The organism is Pseudomonas oryzihabitans, from assembly GCF_014522265.1.
Lineage (GTDB): Bacteria > Pseudomonadota > Gammaproteobacteria > Pseudomonadales > Pseudomonadaceae > Chryseomonas > Chryseomonas aestiva.
In genome coordinates, this window is sequence record NZ_CP017024.1 from 1,898,112 (window position 1) to 1,913,456 (window position 15,345).

A 15,345-nucleotide genomic window follows, 5' to 3' on the forward strand; every position below is an offset into this window, starting at 1 on the left:
ATGAATGTCCTGATCGTCGATGACGAACCCTTGGCGCGCGAGCGTCTGGCCCGTCTGGTGGGGCAACTGGACGGTTATACCGCCCTGGAGCCAACAGCCACCAACGGTGAGGAAGCCCTCGCTTTGGTCGAAAACCTCAAGCCTGACATCGTCCTGCTCGACATCCGCATGCCGGGTCTGGACGGCCTGCAGGTGGCCGCGCGACTCTGCGAGCGCGAATCGCCGCCCGCGGTGATCTTCGTGACCGCCCACGACGAATACGCGCTCGACGCCTTCCAGGTCAGCGCCGTGGGCTATCTGGTCAAGCCGGTGCGGCAGGAAGACCTGGCCGCTGCGCTGAGCAAGGCCCAGCGTCCCAACCGGATGCAGCTGGCTGCCCTGACCAAGCCGCCGGCCAGTGGAGGCCCGGGTCCGCGCAGCCACATCAGCGCGCGCACCCGCAAGGGCATCGAGCTGATCCCGCTGGACGACGTGGTCTACTTCATCGCCGATCACAAGTACGTGACCCTCAGGCATTCCGGCGGCGAAGTGCTGCTGGACGAGCCGCTCAAGGCGCTGGAAGACGAATTCGGCGAGCGCTTCGTGCGCATCCATCGCAATGCGCTGGTTTCCCGCGAGCGCATCGAGCGGTTGCAGCGGACGCCCCTGGGTCACTTCCAGCTGTTCCTCAAGGGCATGAACGGCGACGCCCTGACCGTCAGCCGCCGCCATGTGGCCGGTGTGCGCCGCCTGATGCACAGCATCTGACACGTTCAAGGGCCGACGACCGGTGCGCAGCGCGAAAGCGGCGCCGGTCGATTTGCTATCATGGCCGGCAATCTGACGTCCTGACGTGCCGGTAATGCCCATGCCCCGCGAAATTCGTATCGCCACGCGCCAGAGTGCCCTGGCGCTCTGGCAAGCCAACTTTGTCAAAGATCGCCTCGAAGCGGTGCATCCGGGTCTGCGGGTAAGCCTGCTGCCGATGATCAGTCGTGGAGACAAGCTGCTCGATGCGCCGCTGGCCAAGATCGGTGGCAAGGGCCTGTTCGTCAAGGAACTGGAAAACGCCCTGCTCGACGGCAGCGCCGACATCGCCGTGCACTCCATGAAGGATGTCCCCATGGAGTTTCCTGCAGGCCTCGGCCTGTACGCCATCTGCGAGCGGGAAGACCCGCGCGATGCCTTTGTCTCCAATCGCTACAGCGGTCTTGCCGAATTGCCCCGGGGCAGCGTGGTGGGGACGTCCAGCCTGAGGCGCCAGGCCCAGTTGCTGGCCCTGCGCCCGGATCTCGAGATCCGCTTCCTGCGCGGCAACGTCAATACCCGGCTGGCCAAGCTCGATGCCGACAACTACGACGCCATCATCCTGGCCGCCGCCGGACTGATCCGCCTGGGCTTCGCCGCGCGCATCCGTGAATACCTGACTGTCGAGGACAGCCTGCCGGCAGGTGGCCAGGGCGCCGTGGGCATCGAGTGCCGGACCGACGATGCCGAGGTCCATGCGCTGCTCGAACCCCTGCACCATTTCGACACCGAACGCCGGGTCGCTGCCGAGCGCGCCCTGAATCGCCGTCTCAATGGCGGCTGCCAGGTGCCTATCGCCTGCTATGCCGTGCAGCAGGGCGAGTTGCTCTGGCTGCGCGGTCTGGTCGGCCAGCCCGATGGCGGCCTGCTGCTGCGCGCCGAGGCCCGCGGCCCGCTGAACGATCCCGCCACCCTTGGCGTGGCGGTGGCCGAGGACCTGCTCGCCCAGGGCGCCCAGGACATCCTCGATGCCGTCTACGGGACCAGCGGCGCATCATGAGCGGCTGGCGGCTGCTGCTGACCCGGCCGGCGGAGGAGAATCCACCGCTCGCCGCCGCCCTGGCCCAGGCGGGCATCGCCACTGCCAGCCTGCCCTTGCTGGACTTGCAGCCGCTGGCGGAAACGCCCGCACAGCGCTCGCTCTGGCTCGATCTCGATCGCTATGCCGCCGTACTGGTGGTGAGCAAACCGGCGGCTCGTCTGGGTCTTGCCGCCCTCGATCAGTACTGGCCGCAACCGCCGCTGCAGGCCTGGTTCGCCGTAGGTGCGGCCACCGCCGCCGTGCTCGAAGACTATGGGCTGCTGGTGCACCACCCCCAGCGTGAGGACAGCGAAGGCCTGCTGGCGCTGCCGGCCTTGCAGGAAGCCCTGCAGCGCCCGGAGCCCGAGGTGCTGCTTCTGCGCGGCGAGGGCGGCCGCGACCTGCTGGTCGAAACCCTCACCGCCCGCGGCGCCCGCGTCGAGGTGCTCGAACTCTATCGCCGCCAGTGCCCGCAGTACCCCGCAGGGCAGGTCCTAGAGACCCTGGCAGCGGAACGCCTGAATGCCATCATGGTCAGCAGTGGGCAGGGTTTCGCGCATCTGCAGGCCTGTGCGGGTGCGGATTGGCCCGCGGTGCGCCGTTATCCCCTGCTGGTACCCAGCGCCCGTGTTGCCGAACTGGCTCGCGCCAGCGGCTGCGAACTCATCATCGAGTGCCAGGGCGCCAGCGCCAGTGCCTTGATCGCCGCGCTTGCCCATCACCATCCGGATTGACCCTACAAGGAATTCCCGTGAGCGAAACTCAAGCCCCCCGCGCCGAAGACGTCTCCCCCGATCCAGTCGTGACCCCTGCCTCGCCGCCGCCATCACCGCCACCGGCAGGCGTGCGTCGCAAGGGCTCGGGCAAGACGTCCGGCCTGGCGCTGCTGGCCCTGCTGGTAGCCGCCGGTGGCCTGGGCGTCGGCGGCTGGAGCGTCTGGCAACTGCAGCAGGTGCGTCAGGCCGAGCAGAGCCAGGCCGCCCAGGCCGAGGATCTGCGCAGCCAGCTGCGCCAGCTGGAAAACCGCAACCAGGCGTTGAGTGCCGATCTGGGCCGCCTGCCCTCGGCCAATGAGCTGGAAGAGCGCCGCCGTCAGCTGGCCGAGCTGCAGGGTGACCAGCAGCACCTCGCCGAGCAGTTCAAGGAGGTGGTCGGCCAGAGTCGCCAGGCCTGGCGCCTGACCGAAGCCGAGCACCTGCTGCGCATGGCCACTCTGCGCATGACCGCGCTACAGGATGTGCCCAGTGCCCAGAATCTGCTGCAGGGCGTCGATGACATCCTCAAGGCGCAAAACGATCCGGCCGCCTTCAACGCGCGTCAGCAGGTGGCCAATGCCCAGCAGACCCTGCGCCAGTTGCCCGATCTGGATCGTACCGGGCAGTTCGTCCAGCTGGCCTCGCTGCGTAACCAGGTGCAGAGCCTGGAGCCCCTGCCGCCACGCTTCTCCACCACGGTGGCCGACCAGCCCGGCGTGGAAAAGGCCGCGGTCCCGCCGAGCAATGCGTTGCAGCAATGGTGGCAGGATTTCCGCCAGCGCATCTCCAGCTACTTCCGCATCGACTTTTCCGCCGATCAGCCGATCCGTCCGCTGCTGGCCGAGGAGTCCCTCGCCCAGGTGCGCCTGGCCATGAGCCTGGCGCTGGAGCAGGCGCAGTGGGCCGTGCTCAACGGCAATCAGGAGGTCTATCGGCTCTCCATCGAGCAGGCCGAAGACGTCCTCGCCGCGCACTTCAACAACCAGAATCCCGACAGCCGTGCGGTCAAGCTGCGTCTGCAGGAGCTGGCCGAGCGTCCGGTCACCTTCGAAGCGCCTGACCTGACCCCGGCCCTGACCGCGCTGCAGGCCTACATCGCTCAGCGTCAGCAAATCCAGCCGAACAATGCCGCCGCCGGCGCGGCTCAGGAGAATCGCCCATGAAGCGCCTGTACCTGCTGTTCCTGTTCGCCCTGCTTGTCGGCCTGGGCGTCGCCGTGGTGCTGGCCAAGGAGCCGGGCTACGTCCTGCTGTCCTACAGCAACTTCCGCTACGAATCGAGTCTCTGGGCCTTCCTGGCCATGCTGGTGGCCGCCTGGCTGGCGCTCTACATCCTCAAGCTGGTGCTGGGCGCCCTGGGTCTGACCGGCAAGGTGCTCAATCCCTGGTCGCGGCACAATCGCCAGCGCCGCCTGGAGCAGGCTCGCCACAAGGGGCAGCTGGAACTGGCCGAAGGCAACTGGAGCGGTGCCCTCAAGCATCTGAAAGGCGCCGCCGAGCACGCCGACCAGCCGCTGTTCGTGCTGCTGGGTGCTGCCCGCGCCGCCAACGAGCTGGGTGACCTGGAAGAACGGGATCGCCTGCTGCGCCAGGCCCGCGAGCGCGAGCCCCAGGCCGAACTGGCCATCGGCCTGCAACAGGCGCGACTGCAGATCGACCGGGGCCAATACCTGGAAGCCCGCGACAGCCTGGCGCCGTTGCAGGCCAAGTATCCGAAGAATGGCGAGGTGCTGCTGCAGCTGCAGCGCCTGCAGGTGACCCTGCGCGACTGGCCGGCGCTGATCGCCCTGCTGCCGCAACTGCGCAAGCAGCAGGTGCTGCGGCCCCAGGAGCAGGATGACCTGGAACGCAAGGTCTGGATCGCCACCCTCGACGAGGTTCCCGCCCAGGGCGCGGAATCGGCGGTGGATGCCCAGTGGCAACAGGTGCCCACGGCGCTCAAGGGCGATGCCGCGGTGGTACTGGCCTATGCCCGTCAGCTGCGCGCCATCGGCCGCGACGATCTGGCCGAGGAGGTGCTGCACATTACTCTCAATCGCCAGTGGGACGAGCGCCTGGTGGAGCTCTATGGCCAGCTGCGTCCGCGCGACGCCAGTCGCCCGCTGCACCATGCCGAGGGCTGGCTCAAGGATCGACCCCAGGACGCGGTGCTGCTGCTGGCCCTGGGCCGGCTGTGCATGAACAACCAGCTGTGGGGCAAGGCGCGCGAATATCTGGAGCGCAGCCTGGCGCAGCGGCCGTCCGCGGTCACCGCCGGTGAACTGGCCCGGGTGGCCATCCAGCTGGGCGATGTGAACCGCAGCCAGCAGCTCCTGCAGAGCCAATGGCGCGAGTCCGACGCCCCTTCGCTGCCGACGCCCAGGGTCTGACGGCACGCCTCGTCTGCCCGGGTCCTTGAAAGGTGCCCGGGCTTTCACTACCGTAACGTCCCAATTCCCTGTTGGAGACGGCGCGTCCGTGACTAGTCCCCGCTTCATCTTCCTGTTCATGGCCGCCACCTGCGCGGTGCTCATGGGCGTCGGTCTCTATCTCGAACACGTGGTCGGCCTCGAACCGTGCCCGCTGTGCGTCATGCAACGGATCTTCTTCATCCTGGTCGGGGTGGTGGCGCTGATCGCCGGCATCCAGGCACCGGGCAAGCGTGGGCGGCGCATCTATGGCGTGGTCCTGCTGCTGCTGGCCGCGGCCGGTGCCGCCACCGCCGGCCGCCAGGTCTATCTGCAGACGGTCCCGGCGGAGGAGCTGGCAGCCTGTCTGCCGAGCCTGGACTACATGATGCAGGCGCTGCCCTTCCAGGAGATCATCCGCCTGGTCCTGCACGGCACCGCCGACTGCGCCGAGGTCAACTGGACGCTGTTTGGTCTGAGCATCCCGGAATGGAGCCTGCTGGCCTTCGTGCTGCTCATGGCCCTGAGCCTGGTCAAGGTCTTTCGCCGTCGCTAGTGTGGTGTTTCTGACGTTCGCGCAAGAATGGGCGAGTGAGTTTCGTTCGGTTCGGCGCCCCGAGTGGGCCGGGTGCCGGACGAGTCATGGCAGGGCTGTGGCGGGAGGGGCAACGACGTCCAAGACGGTCCGCCGCTGCGGACAAGAAGCGCCGCCAAAACTGTGTGGTTAACTTCTGAAACGCCACTTTGGCCTTTCTCCGAGCAACGGCACTCGCCTGGCGAGACGATGTCGGTATAGTTCCTGATAACCCCCGGGCGCCTGCGCCCGGACCGTCTCGCCCGTATAGAGAGCTGCCGTCATGCTAGAAACCTGCCGCAATGCCCAGGAACGCTGGGGTGGGGTCCACCAGCTGATCGACCGCTGGCTGATTGCCCGCCGCGAGCTGGTGACCGCCTACGAAACCCTGGACATGGAGCCCCTGCTGGGTCCGGTGCGCGAGGTCGGTGAACTGGAGCGACTCTGCGACATGCTGGTCGACTACATGTCCACCGCGCATTTCGAGATCTACGAGCAACTGGTGGCCGAAGCCCGCGAATTCCAGGACGAGCGCGCCATCGAGTTCGCCGACAGCGTCTATCCGCGCCTGCAGGCGCTGACCGACGCCGCCCTGAACTTCAACGACAGATTCGAGCGCGGGGCCTACCGGGACCCGGGTCTGCTGACCATCGAACTCAAGCTGCTGGGCGAAACCCTGCGCGAGCGCTTCGAGCTGGAAGACTGCCTCATCGAGGTGCTGCACACCTCGCACCAGCAGCCGCGTCTGGCTTCGGTCTAGACGCGGATCATCCGCGCCGCCTCGGCCAGCAGGTCGAGGTCCGCGGCGGCTGCCTCGCGCGGCGCCAGCGCATGCAGCCAGGTCTCCGAGTCCTGAGCAGCGCGACATGGCCAGTGCGCGGCCACGTGGGCCAGGCGAGCGAGCTGTTCACGTTCCGCCGCCAATTCCAGTCCCTTGAGCTGCTCGCGCAGTGCCGCCAGGCTTTCGTCCGCGCCGGACGCGGCCTTCCAGGCCTGCCGTAGCTGGCGCAGTGGACGCACCACCGTGTCCTGCCAGTGCTGCGAGGCGCGCTGCAGCCGCGTCAGGCCGTCACTGTCGCGGGCGCAGGCGCGCCGATCCAGCCAGAGCGCCGTCAGCACCAGGCAGACATCGGCGCCAGCCTCCTGCAGACGCAAACAGGCGCCTTCCACGCCGGGCCGGGCGTATACTGCCAACGCGAATTCCCACAGGTCCTCTTGCATGTCCGCCTCCCCGTTCGTGGGTGGTGGAGCTGCTACACTCCGCCGCCATGATCCGACTACAGAACCTTACTCTACAGCGTGGCCCCAGCGTCTGCTCGAAAGCGCTGAGCTGACCCTGCATCCCGGCCAGAAAGCCGGTCTTATCGGTGCCAATGGTGCCGGCAAATCCAGTCTTTTCGCCCTGCTGCGCGGCCAGCTCGGTGCCGACGCCGGCGACTGCCACATCCCGGCGGCCTGGCGCATCGCCCACATGCGCCAGGAGGTGGACACCCTGGAGCGGCTGGCGGTGGACTATGTGCTGGATGGCGACATCGACTTGCGCCGCATCCAGCGCGAACTGGCAGCCGCCGAAGCGGCCCAGGACGGTAACGCCCTGGGTCGGCTGCACGCCGACTTCGAGGCCGCCGACGGCTATACCGCCGATGCCCGGGCGCGCAAGCTGCTGGCCGGTCTGGGCTTCACCGCCGCGCAGATGGAACGCCAGGTCGGCGATTTCTCCGGTGGCTGGCGGATGCGCCTGAACCTGGCCCAGGCGCTGATGTGCCCTTCGGACCTGCTGCTGCTCGACGAACCTACCAACCACCTGGATCTGGACGCCATCCTCTGGCTGGAAGACTGGCTCAAGGGCTATCCCGGCACCCTGATCCTGATCTCCCACGACCGCGACTTCCTTGATGCCGTGGTCGATCACGTGGTGCACCTGGACCAGCAGAAGCTGGTGCTCTATCGCGGCGGCTATTCCAGCTTCGAGCGCACCCGCGCCGAACGCCTGGCGCAGCAGCAGCAGGCCTATGACAAGCAGCAGGCCCAGCGCGCCCACATGGAGAAGTACATCGCCCGCTTCAAGGCCCAGGCCACCAAGGCGCGCCAGGCACAGAGCCGGATCAAGGCCCTGGAACGCCTGGAAGAGCTGGCGCCGGCCCATGTCGACTCGCCCTTCGAATTCGTCTTCCGCGAGGCGGACAAGCTGTCCAGCCCGCTGCTCGATCTCGCCGAAGGCCGGCTCGGCTATGGCGAGACCACCGTCCTGCACCCGGTCAAGCTGCAGCTGACGCCGGGTGCGCGCATCGGTCTGCTCGGCCCCAACGGCGCCGGCAAGTCGACCCTGATCAAGACCCTGGCCGCCGAGCTGGAACCCCTTGGCGGCCGCCTGCAGCGCGGCGAGAACCTGGCCATCGGCTACTTCGCCCAGCACCAGCTCGATTCCCTGGACGCCAAGGCCAGTCCGCTGCTGCACCTGCAGCGCATCGCCCCCGGCGAGCGCGAGCAGGGTCTGCGTGACTTCCTCGGCGGCTTCGACTTCCGCGGTCCGCGCTGCGACGAGGTGGTGCTGAATTTCTCCGGTGGCGAGAAGGCCCGGCTGGCCCTGGCGCTGATCGCCTGGCAGAAGCCCAACCTGCTGCTGCTGGACGAACCCACCAACCACCTGGACCTGGACATGCGCCTGGCGCTGACCCTGGCGCTGCAGGAGTTCGCCGGGGCGGTGCTGGTGGTCTCCCACGATCGCCATCTGCTCAAGAGCACCACCGACGAATTCCTGCTGGTGGCCGATGGCAAGGTGCAGGCCTTCGACGGCGACCTGGACGACTACAGTCGCTGGCTGGTGGATTTCCGCGCCCGGCAGGAGCCCGTGTCGGACGGCGACGCGGCGGTCGACAAGACCGATCGTAAGGCCCAGCGCCAGGCCGCTGCCGCCCTGCGCCAGCAGCTGGCACCGCTGAAAAAGGCCGCCGACAAGCTGGAAGTCGAGCTGGGCAAGCTGCAGGAAAAGCTCGCCACCCTGGAAGCCCGCCTGGGTGACAGTGGACTCTACGGCGCTTCCCGCAAGGAGGAGCTGCGCCAGGCGCTGGCCGACCAGGCCACGGCCAAGACCCGCGAAGCCGAGCTGGAAGAGCAGTGGCTGGAGGCCCTGGAGCGGCTGGAAGGTCTGCAAGCCGAACTCGAGGGGGCCTGATGACGCAGTGGCTGTACACCTGGCTGCCGGGTTGGGGCGACTACCTGCTGGTGGCCGGTCAGGTGGCCCTGGTGCTGCTGCTCGGCTACGTGCTGCAGCGCATCGTGGCCCGCGCCGTCACCGGCCTGGGCGAACGCTATCCGCTGCCGCCGCAGATCGTCCTCGGGCTGCGCGGCGTCCTGCGCTGGCTGATCATGGGCAGTGCCATCCTGATGGCGCTGGAGCGCTTCGGCGTCTCCGCAGCGGTGCTCTGGACGGCCATTTCCGGTTTCGTCGCGGTGGCCGCGGTGGCCTTCTTCGCCATCTGGAGCGTGCTCTCCAACCTGTTCTGCGCGGTACTGATCTTTACCGTCGGCCCCTTTCGCCTGGGCGATCGCATCGAGGTGCTGGACGCGTCGGACAAGCCGGGCATCAAGGGTCGGGTGGTGGCCATCAACATGCTCTTCGTGACCCTGCAGGAACTGGACGACAACCAGGAAGCCACCCTGGTGCAGATCCCCAATACCCAGTTCTTCCAGAAGTCGGTCCGCCGCTGGCGCGATGCCGATGGCTCCTTCGATTTCCATCTCGACAGGTGAATTCATGAGTCTGCAGGTCTGGACCGGTTTCTTCATTGCCTGCTGGATGATCAGCCTCTCGCCGGGGGCGGGCGCCGTTGCCTCCATGAGCGCAGGCGTCAACCACGGTTTCCGGCGTGGCTACTGGACGGCGCTGGGCCTGCAGCTGGGCCTGGCGCTGCAGATCGCCGTGGTCGCCGTGGGCGTCGGCGCCTTGCTGGCGACCTCGCAGCTGGCCTTTACCCTGATCAAGTGGTTCGGCGTGGCCTATCTCGCCTACCTGGCCATCCGCCAATGGCGCGCCGCGCCGCTGGACCTGGGTGAGCAGCTGGTCGGCGAACGTCTGCCGCCGCGAATCGGCGCCCTGGTCATGCGCGGCTTCCTGGTCAACGTGAGCAATCCCAAGGCACTGATCTTCCTGCTCGCGGTGTTGCCGCAATTCGTCGATCCCCACGCGCCCCTGGCTGCGCAGTATCTGCTCATCGGGGTGACCATGGTCACCGTCGACCTGATCGTGATGGCCGGCTACACCGGTCTGGCCGCGCGGGTGCTGACCCTGCTGCGCACGCCAAGACAGCAGCGCATCACCAACCGGGTATTCGCCAGCCTGTTCCTCGCCGCGGCGGCGTTGCTGTCCACGGTGCGCCGCGCCGCGGTCTGAAGCCGGGCGCTACCAGACCACCGACTGGCCCTGCCAGTCCCAGAAGCTGCCGGTCTCGGCCGGCGTTCGTGCGGCCAGCACCTCCAGCAGCCGTGCTGCCGCATAGGCTGGGGTGAACAGCTTGTCGGCCGGTACCCGGGCCTGGAAGGGCCGGGACAGCGCTGTGTCGGTGGTGCCAGGGTGCAGGGCCAGCACGCAGCTCTGCGGATTGAGCCGGGCAAGTTCGATGCTGGCGCAGCGCAGGCCCTGGTTGAGTGCGGCCTTGGCCATCCGGTAGCCATACCAGCCGCCCAGCTGGTTGTCGCCGATGGAGCCGACCCGCGCCGAGAGCGCGGCGATCTGACAGGGGTGCTGGCCCTTGAGCAGCGGCGTCAGCTGGCGGATCAGCAGCAGCGGCAGCACGGCATTGGCCAGATAGCTTTCCAGCAGTCCGGCCTGGTCCACCTGCGCCAGACTCTTTTCGGCGCGCGCCCGTGTGCCCTGCAACAGACCCGAGGCGCACAGCAGCAGGTCCAGGCGGGGCGTCTCGTCAGCCAGGCGGGCCGCCAGCTCGGGCTCGGCCAGCGGATCGACATCGAGGCGGCGCAGCCGCGGGCCATGGCGCCGCTCCAGCGCGGCCAGACCGGCATGCCCCTCGGCCTGACGGGCGCAGGCCCAGACCCGCGCGACGTCGTCGCGGGCCAGCAACTGGTCGCACAGGGCCAGACCGAGGCCGCCGGTGGCGCCATACACCAGGACCTGGGCGGGCTGCTCCAGGCGTTGCCAGAAGGTCATGGGAGACTCCAGTCAGATCGCTATCCCTGTCGGACCGCGCCGCCACGCTGGGGTGCGCCGCCGCGGCGCGGTATCCTGGGCTTTTGCCGGAGAAATCCCCCGTGATCCTGTGGATCGATGCCGATGCCTGTCCGCGCGCCGCCAAGGAGCTGGTCTGCAAATTCGCCCTCAAGCGCAAGCTGGAGGTGGTGCTGGTGGCTGGCCAGCCACAGATCAAGCCGCCCTTCGCTTGTGTGCGCCTGGTGGTGGTGCCCAGTGGCCCCGACGCCGCCGACGACCATCTGGTCGAGCAGGCGCAGCCCGGTGACCTGGTGATCTGCAGCGACATTCCCCTGGCCGACCGGCTGGTGAAGAAGGGCGTGGTCGCCCTCGATCCGCGTGGTCAGGAATTCGACGAGCGCAACATGGGCCAGCGCCTGGCCATGCGCAATCTGATGACTGATCTACGCGACCAGGGCCAGATGGGCGGCGGCCAGGCCGGCTACGGCGAACGTGATCGCCAGGCCTTCGCCAATGCCCTGGATCGGCTGCTCACTCGCCTCCAGCGCAGCGCTGCTGGCTAGGCACGGAGCCTCGCCTAGGCCGGGACGGCCGCGAGGGCGGGTTGCTGCAGCCAGGTGCGCAGTTGCGGCAACGGCATGGGCCGGCCGAACAGATAGCCCTGCATGAAGTTGCAGCCGTTGGCCTGCAGGAACTGGCGTTGCTCGTTGGTTTCCACCCCTTCGGCGACCACGTTGAGGCCCAGCTTGTGCGCCATGGCGATGATCGCCGCGGCGATGGCCATGTCGTTGCTCTGCTTGGGAATGGTGCGGACGAAGGCGCGATCGACCTTGAGCGAATCCACCGGCAGCCGGCTCAGATAGGCCAGCGATGAATAGCCGCTGCCGAAGTCGTCGATGGACACCCGCACGCCCAGGGTACGGATCTCGCCGAGTACCTCGACGGCCACGTTGAGACTGTGCATCAGGGCGTTCTCGGTCACCTCGAGGATCAGCGCCGACGCCGGCAGGTCCTCGGCCTGCAAGGCCCGGGCGATGGCTTGGGGCAGCAGGCGATCGCTCAGATTCAGTGCCGAGCAATTCACCGAAACGCGCAGCTCCGCATGACCCTCACGGTGCAGCTGGGCGAGATCGGCGCAGGCCTGGCGCATGACCCAGCCATCCAGGTCGGCGATCAGTCCGGTTTCCTCGGCGACGCGCACGAAGCGTTCGGGGCTCAGTGGGCCCAGGACCGGATGCTGCCAGCGCACCAGCGCTTCCAGGGCCACCGCAGCACCGTCCGGATCGACGATGGGCTGATAGGCCACATGCAGGCCACCCTGGGCCAGCGCATGGCGCAGGTCCATCTCCAGGCTGAGCAGGTCGTCGGCATCGCGTTGGAGGTCGGTGGTGAATCTCTGGCTGCGATTGCGTCCGCTGCGCTTGCAGTGGCCAACCGCAAGGCCCGCACTGCGCAGCAACTGGCCGGCGTTGGCGCCGTCCTGGGGATAGTGGGCGATACCCAGGCTGAAGGTCATGGCGATGCGCTGCCCGGCCAGTTCGAAGGGCGGGCGCAACTGCTCCAGCAGGCGCATGGCCAGGGGCTGGCTGTCGCCGCGCTGGCCGAGCGGCAGCAGCAGGCTGAATTCGTCGCCGGCATAGCGGGCCAGCGGCAGGTCGTTGTCGAGCACCGCACGGATCCGCTGCGCCATCTGGATCAGCAATTCATCGCCGAGGGCGTGGCCGAGGCTGTCGTTGATGCGTTTGAAGTGATCGATATCCAGCATCAGCAGGGCGAACTGCTCTCCGGTGCGTGCCTGGCCGATGGCGCGGTCGACGGTCTGGATGAAACTGCCGCCGTTGAGCAGGTGGGTGAGGGGATCGTGCAGGGTGATCTGATCGAGGGTGGTCGAGACCCGCTCCAGCCGCAGGCGCTGGGCATTGAAGCGTTCGCCGGCCCAGGCGGCGAGCAGGCCGACCATGATGATGAACAGGGTGCCGAGGGCGATGCCCATGCCCAGCTCCAGGTGCTGATTCACTTCCGCCAGGCCGTCGGGTTCGAAGCCGATGGGCACGGCGAGGGTGAGGGCGGCCATGCCGGTAAAGTGCATGGAGACGATGGCGAAACCCAGGACCAGGCTCCCCAGCAGGCGCAGCCAGAGGGTCCTGAGGCCGGTCCTGCCGCGCAGGCGGAAGGCCAGCAGCAGGGCGCCCAGGGAGGCCAGGCTGGCGACCACCACCGAGACCATCACCAGCAGCGGATCATAGAGCTGTATGGCGACCGACTGCATGGCCAGCATGCCGGTGTAGTGCATGGTCGCGATGCCCAGGCCGGCGGCCAGGGCCGCGAGCAGGTACTGCGGTGCGGTCAGGGACTCGCGCCCGATCAGGTGCATGACCGTGTAGGACACGGCGACGGCGATCAGCAGCGAGGCCAGGGTCTGTAGGGGCGCATAGTGCACATGGATGCCGATCTTGAACGACAGCATGGCCAGGAAGTGCATCGACCAGATGCCCCCGCCCAGGGCGACGGCGCCGATCAGCTTGGCCAGCTCGCTGCTGCGGCGGGAGCGACTGTTGGTCACCCAGTCGGCCATGGCCAGGGCGGTGTAGCCGGCGGCGCTGGCGATCAGGTACGCCAGGACCACGAGCAGGCTTTCGTACTCGTTGGCAGCCAGGATCTGATGGCCGGGAGGCAGCAGGGTGGAGAAGTTCAGCATGCTCTATCGCCAGCGTGCACACGAGGTTTCGGGAGAGGTTGATGCTCAGGGCATCGGCAGCGGTAGCCGGGCCTTTAATTCGTTCGATGGACGTACCGGTTAGGGGGCTGCCTGCCGTCAGGCCTTGGGCGTGCGGCTGCGGCGCCACAGCCAGAGCAGCAGGCCGATCACCACCAGGCCGCCCAGCACCATCAGTTCATACCGCTTGAGATTGCCCAGCACTCCTTCGAGGACGGCGCCGAAGTGAAAGGCGGCATAACCCAGCACCGTGGCCCAGACGATGGCGCCGATGCCGTTGAGGATCAGGTAGCGCGCCGGCGGATAGCCAGACAGGCCGATCGCCACCGGCATCACCGTGCGCAGGCCGTAGACGAAGCGAAAGCTCAGCACCCAGAGATCCGGATGGCGCCGGATGTGCGCCAGCGCCTTTTCGCCGGCGGCTTCCCACTTGGGTTTGCGCGCCAGCAGCTTGCGCCCATGGCGCCGGCCGAGGAAGTACCAGAGCTGATCGCCGGCATAGCTGCCGCAGAAGGCGACCAGGATGACGGTCTGGATGTTCATGTAGTCGCGGAAGGCCAGGAAACCGGCCAGTACCAGAATGGTTTCGCCCTCGAAAAAGGTGCCGAGAAAAAGGGCGAAATAGCCGAAATCGTGGAGGAATTGTTGGAGCATTCGGCGCTACACGAGGTGAATAAAGATGGCGCAGCCTACCCCGGTTGGCGTCTGGAAAGAAAGTGTGACGGACTTCCGTCCGCCGGGTGCCAGGCGGTCAGGCAGGGATTTCGCTGCGACCCTGTGTCACGCCGGGTCCAGCCGGCGTCTGCCTTGGATAGCACCTATAGGCACTCCATATTGTCATCTGCTGTTACCAATCGGTCATGATTGTGGCCTATAACCCATCACACTGACCCGTGATCCGGGTCTGGGAGTCGATCGTGAGTTTTACCCCCATCAACCGTAGCTACCCTGCCACTCGCATGCGCCGTCAGCGCCGCGACGAGTTTTCCCGTCGCCTGATGCGCGAGCATGTGCTGACGGTGGATGACCTGATCCTGCCGGTCTTCGTGCTCGATGGCGAAGGCCGTCGCGAGGCCATTCCCTCGATGCCCGGCGTGGAGCGGCTGTCCATCGACCTGCTGCTGGAAGAGGCCGCCGAACTGGTGGCGCTGGGGATTCCCGCGGTCGCGCTGTTCCCGGTCACGCCCACCGAGCGCAAGTCGCTGGACGGCGCCGAGGCCTACAACCCCGACGGTATCGCCCAGCGCGCCACCCGTGCCCTGCGCGAGCATTTCCCGGAACTGGGGGTGATCACCGACGTGGCCCTGGATCCCTTCACCACCCACGGCCAGGACGGCATCCTCGACGAGCGCGGCTACGTGCTCAACGACATCTCGGTCGAGGTGCTGGTCAAGCAGGCGCTGTCCCATGCCGCCGCCGGGGCCCAGGTGATCGCGCCCTCGGACATGATGGACGGTCGCATCGGCGCCATCCGCGCCGCCCTGGAAGACGCCGGCTATCACAACGTGCAGATCATGGCCTACTCGGCCAAGTACGCCAGCGCCTACTATGGGCCGTTCCGCGACGCCGTCGGCTCGGCCGCCAATCTGGGCAAGGGCAACAAGGCCACCTACCAGATGGATCCGGGCAACAGCGACGAGGCCCTGCACGAGATCGCCGGCGACCTGGCCGAAGGCGCCGACTCGGTGATGGTCAAGCCGGGCATGCCCTACCTGGACATCGTCCGCCGGGTCCGCGAGGAATTCCGCGTGCCGACCTTCGTGTACCAGGTGAGCGGCGAGTACGCCATGCACATGGCCGCGATCCAGAACGGCTGGCTGTCCGACGCCGTGATCCTCGAATCGCTCCTGGCCTTCAAGCGGGCCGGGGCCAACGGCATCCTCACCTATTTCGCCAAACGCGCCGCCCAACAACTTCGCCAGGGGCCTTCGCGTTCCTAA

General features: G+C 67.5%; 15 protein-coding genes and 1 pseudogene. 12 read left to right on the forward strand and 4 right to left on the reverse strand.

From position 1 onward, the window contains the following. The 7 genes from BGI51_RS08720 to rsd all read left to right on the forward strand — a co-directional run bounded on the left by BGI51_RS08720 (position 1) and on the right by rsd (position 6,282). Positions 1-747, forward strand: coding sequence for a LytR/AlgR family response regulator transcription factor (locus BGI51_RS08720; protein WP_007161369.1), 747 nt, complete (start codon positions 1-3; stop codon positions 745-747). A 100-nt stretch (positions 748-847) separates the two neighbouring features. Continuing rightward, the gene (gene hemC, locus BGI51_RS08725) at positions 848-1,786 is read left to right on the forward strand and encodes a hydroxymethylbilane synthase (RefSeq protein WP_187980894.1); all 939 of its coding nucleotides are present in this window, start codon (positions 848-850) and stop codon (positions 1,784-1,786) included. Next, positions 1,783-2,541: a uroporphyrinogen-III synthase gene (locus BGI51_RS08730; protein WP_187980895.1), complete on the forward strand. Its 759-nt coding sequence runs from the start codon at positions 1,783-1,785 to the stop codon at positions 2,539-2,541. The genes hemC and BGI51_RS08730 overlap by 4 nt, the downstream gene beginning before the upstream one ends. Positions 2,542-2,558: 17 nt before the next feature. Next, positions 2,559-3,725, forward strand: a complete 1,167-nt coding sequence (locus tag BGI51_RS08735) for a uroporphyrinogen-III C-methyltransferase (RefSeq protein ID WP_252977247.1) — start codon at positions 2,559-2,561, stop codon at positions 3,723-3,725. After that, complete coding sequence (locus BGI51_RS08740) at positions 3,722-4,930, forward strand: heme biosynthesis HemY N-terminal domain-containing protein (RefSeq protein ID WP_187980896.1); 1,209 nt, start codon at positions 3,722-3,724, stop codon at positions 4,928-4,930. Before BGI51_RS08735 ends, BGI51_RS08740 begins: the two co-directional genes overlap by 4 nt. 88 nt (positions 4,931-5,018) lie before the next feature. Then, positions 5,019-5,504 (forward strand): disulfide bond formation protein B, encoded by a 486-nt coding sequence (locus BGI51_RS08745; RefSeq protein WP_133860451.1) that lies wholly within the window; start codon positions 5,019-5,021, stop codon positions 5,502-5,504. Between the two features lie 301 nt (positions 5,505-5,805). Further along, positions 5,806-6,282 (forward strand): sigma D regulator, encoded by a 477-nt coding sequence (rsd, locus tag BGI51_RS08750; protein ID WP_133860452.1) that lies wholly within the window; start codon positions 5,806-5,808, stop codon positions 6,280-6,282. Here the strand turns inward: rsd and BGI51_RS08755 are convergent. After that, positions 6,279-6,743 carry a TIGR02444 family protein gene (locus BGI51_RS08755; protein ID WP_187980897.1) on the reverse strand — a complete coding sequence of 155 codons (465 nt, stop codon included), beginning with the start codon at positions 6,741-6,743 and terminating at the stop codon, positions 6,279-6,281. The genes rsd and BGI51_RS08755 overlap by 4 nt on opposite strands. Before the next feature lie 47 nt (positions 6,744-6,790). Between BGI51_RS08755 and BGI51_RS08760 the strand changes: the two are divergent. The 3 genes and pseudogenes from BGI51_RS08760 to rhtB all read left to right on the forward strand — a co-directional run bounded on the left by BGI51_RS08760 (position 6,791) and on the right by rhtB (position 9,915). Further along, positions 6,791-8,697 (forward strand): annotated as a pseudogene (locus tag BGI51_RS08760) (ATP-binding cassette domain-containing protein). After that, positions 8,697-9,275, forward strand: coding sequence for a mechanosensitive ion channel family protein (locus BGI51_RS08765; RefSeq protein WP_133860455.1), 579 nt, complete (start codon positions 8,697-8,699; stop codon positions 9,273-9,275). The pseudogene BGI51_RS08760 and the gene BGI51_RS08765 overlap by 1 nt, the downstream one beginning before the upstream one ends. Before the next feature lie 4 nt (positions 9,276-9,279). Then, positions 9,280-9,915, forward strand: coding sequence for a homoserine/homoserine lactone efflux protein (gene rhtB / locus BGI51_RS08770; protein WP_184289770.1), 636 nt, complete (start codon positions 9,280-9,282; stop codon positions 9,913-9,915). A 9-nt stretch (positions 9,916-9,924) separates the two neighbouring features. Here the strand turns inward: rhtB and BGI51_RS08775 are convergent, their stop codons facing one another. Further along, positions 9,925-10,689 carry an SDR family NAD(P)-dependent oxidoreductase gene (locus BGI51_RS08775; protein ID WP_187980898.1) on the reverse strand — a complete coding sequence of 255 codons (765 nt, stop codon included), beginning with the start codon at positions 10,687-10,689 and terminating at the stop codon, positions 9,925-9,927. A gap of 101 nt (positions 10,690-10,790) precedes the next feature. On the opposite strand from BGI51_RS08775, the gene BGI51_RS08780 reads away from it, so the two are divergent. Further along, positions 10,791-11,252: a YaiI/YqxD family protein gene (locus BGI51_RS08780; RefSeq protein WP_158889768.1), complete on the forward strand. Its 462-nt coding sequence runs from the start codon at positions 10,791-10,793 to the stop codon at positions 11,250-11,252. Positions 11,253-11,266: 14 nt separating this feature from the next. Here the strand turns inward: BGI51_RS08780 and BGI51_RS08785 are convergent, their stop codons facing one another. Next, complete coding sequence (locus BGI51_RS08785; protein WP_187980899.1) at positions 11,267-13,387, reverse strand: putative bifunctional diguanylate cyclase/phosphodiesterase; 2,121 nt, start codon at positions 13,385-13,387, stop codon at positions 11,267-11,269. Between the two features lie 117 nt (positions 13,388-13,504). Further along, positions 13,505-14,059, reverse strand: a complete 555-nt coding sequence (locus tag BGI51_RS08790) for a DedA family protein (RefSeq protein ID WP_133860460.1) — start codon at positions 14,057-14,059, stop codon at positions 13,505-13,507. A 263-nt stretch (positions 14,060-14,322) separates the two neighbouring features. Here BGI51_RS08790 and hemB point away from each other — a divergent pair, with 263 nt between their 5' ends. Beyond that, positions 14,323-15,345 (forward strand): porphobilinogen synthase, encoded by a 1,023-nt coding sequence (gene hemB, locus BGI51_RS08795; RefSeq protein WP_158889772.1) that lies wholly within the window; start codon positions 14,323-14,325, stop codon positions 15,343-15,345.

What these genes read in the sequence shown, in the direction of transcription:
- BGI51_RS08720 (WP_007161369.1), top strand. Translation starts at nt 1, where the DNA reads ATGAATGTCCTGATCGTCGATGACGAACCCTTGGCGCGCGAGCGTCTG.
- hemC (WP_187980894.1), top strand. Translation starts at nt 848, where the DNA reads ATGCCCCGCGAAATTCGTATCGCCACGCGCCAGAGTGCCCTGGCGCTC.
- BGI51_RS08730 (WP_187980895.1), top strand. Translation starts at nt 1,783, where the DNA reads ATGAGCGGCTGGCGGCTGCTGCTGACCCGGCCGGCGGAGGAGAATCCA.
- BGI51_RS08740 (WP_187980896.1), top strand. Translation starts at nt 3,722, where the DNA reads ATGAAGCGCCTGTACCTGCTGTTCCTGTTCGCCCTGCTTGTCGGCCTG.
- rsd (WP_133860452.1), top strand. Translation starts at nt 5,806, where the DNA reads ATGCTAGAAACCTGCCGCAATGCCCAGGAACGCTGGGGTGGGGTCCAC.
- BGI51_RS08755 (WP_187980897.1), bottom strand. Translation starts at nt 6,743, where the DNA reads ATGCAAGAGGACCTGTGGGAATTCGCGTTGGCAGTATACGCCCGGCCC.
- BGI51_RS08765 (WP_133860455.1), top strand. Translation starts at nt 8,697, where the DNA reads ATGACGCAGTGGCTGTACACCTGGCTGCCGGGTTGGGGCGACTACCTG.
- rhtB (WP_184289770.1), top strand. Translation starts at nt 9,280, where the DNA reads ATGAGTCTGCAGGTCTGGACCGGTTTCTTCATTGCCTGCTGGATGATC.
- BGI51_RS08775 (WP_187980898.1), bottom strand. Translation starts at nt 10,689, where the DNA reads ATGACCTTCTGGCAACGCCTGGAGCAGCCCGCCCAGGTCCTGGTGTAT.
- BGI51_RS08785 (WP_187980899.1), bottom strand. Translation starts at nt 13,387, where the DNA reads ATGCTGAACTTCTCCACCCTGCTGCCTCCCGGCCATCAGATCCTGGCT.
- BGI51_RS08790 (WP_133860460.1), bottom strand. Translation starts at nt 14,059, where the DNA reads ATGCTCCAACAATTCCTCCACGATTTCGGCTATTTCGCCCTTTTTCTC.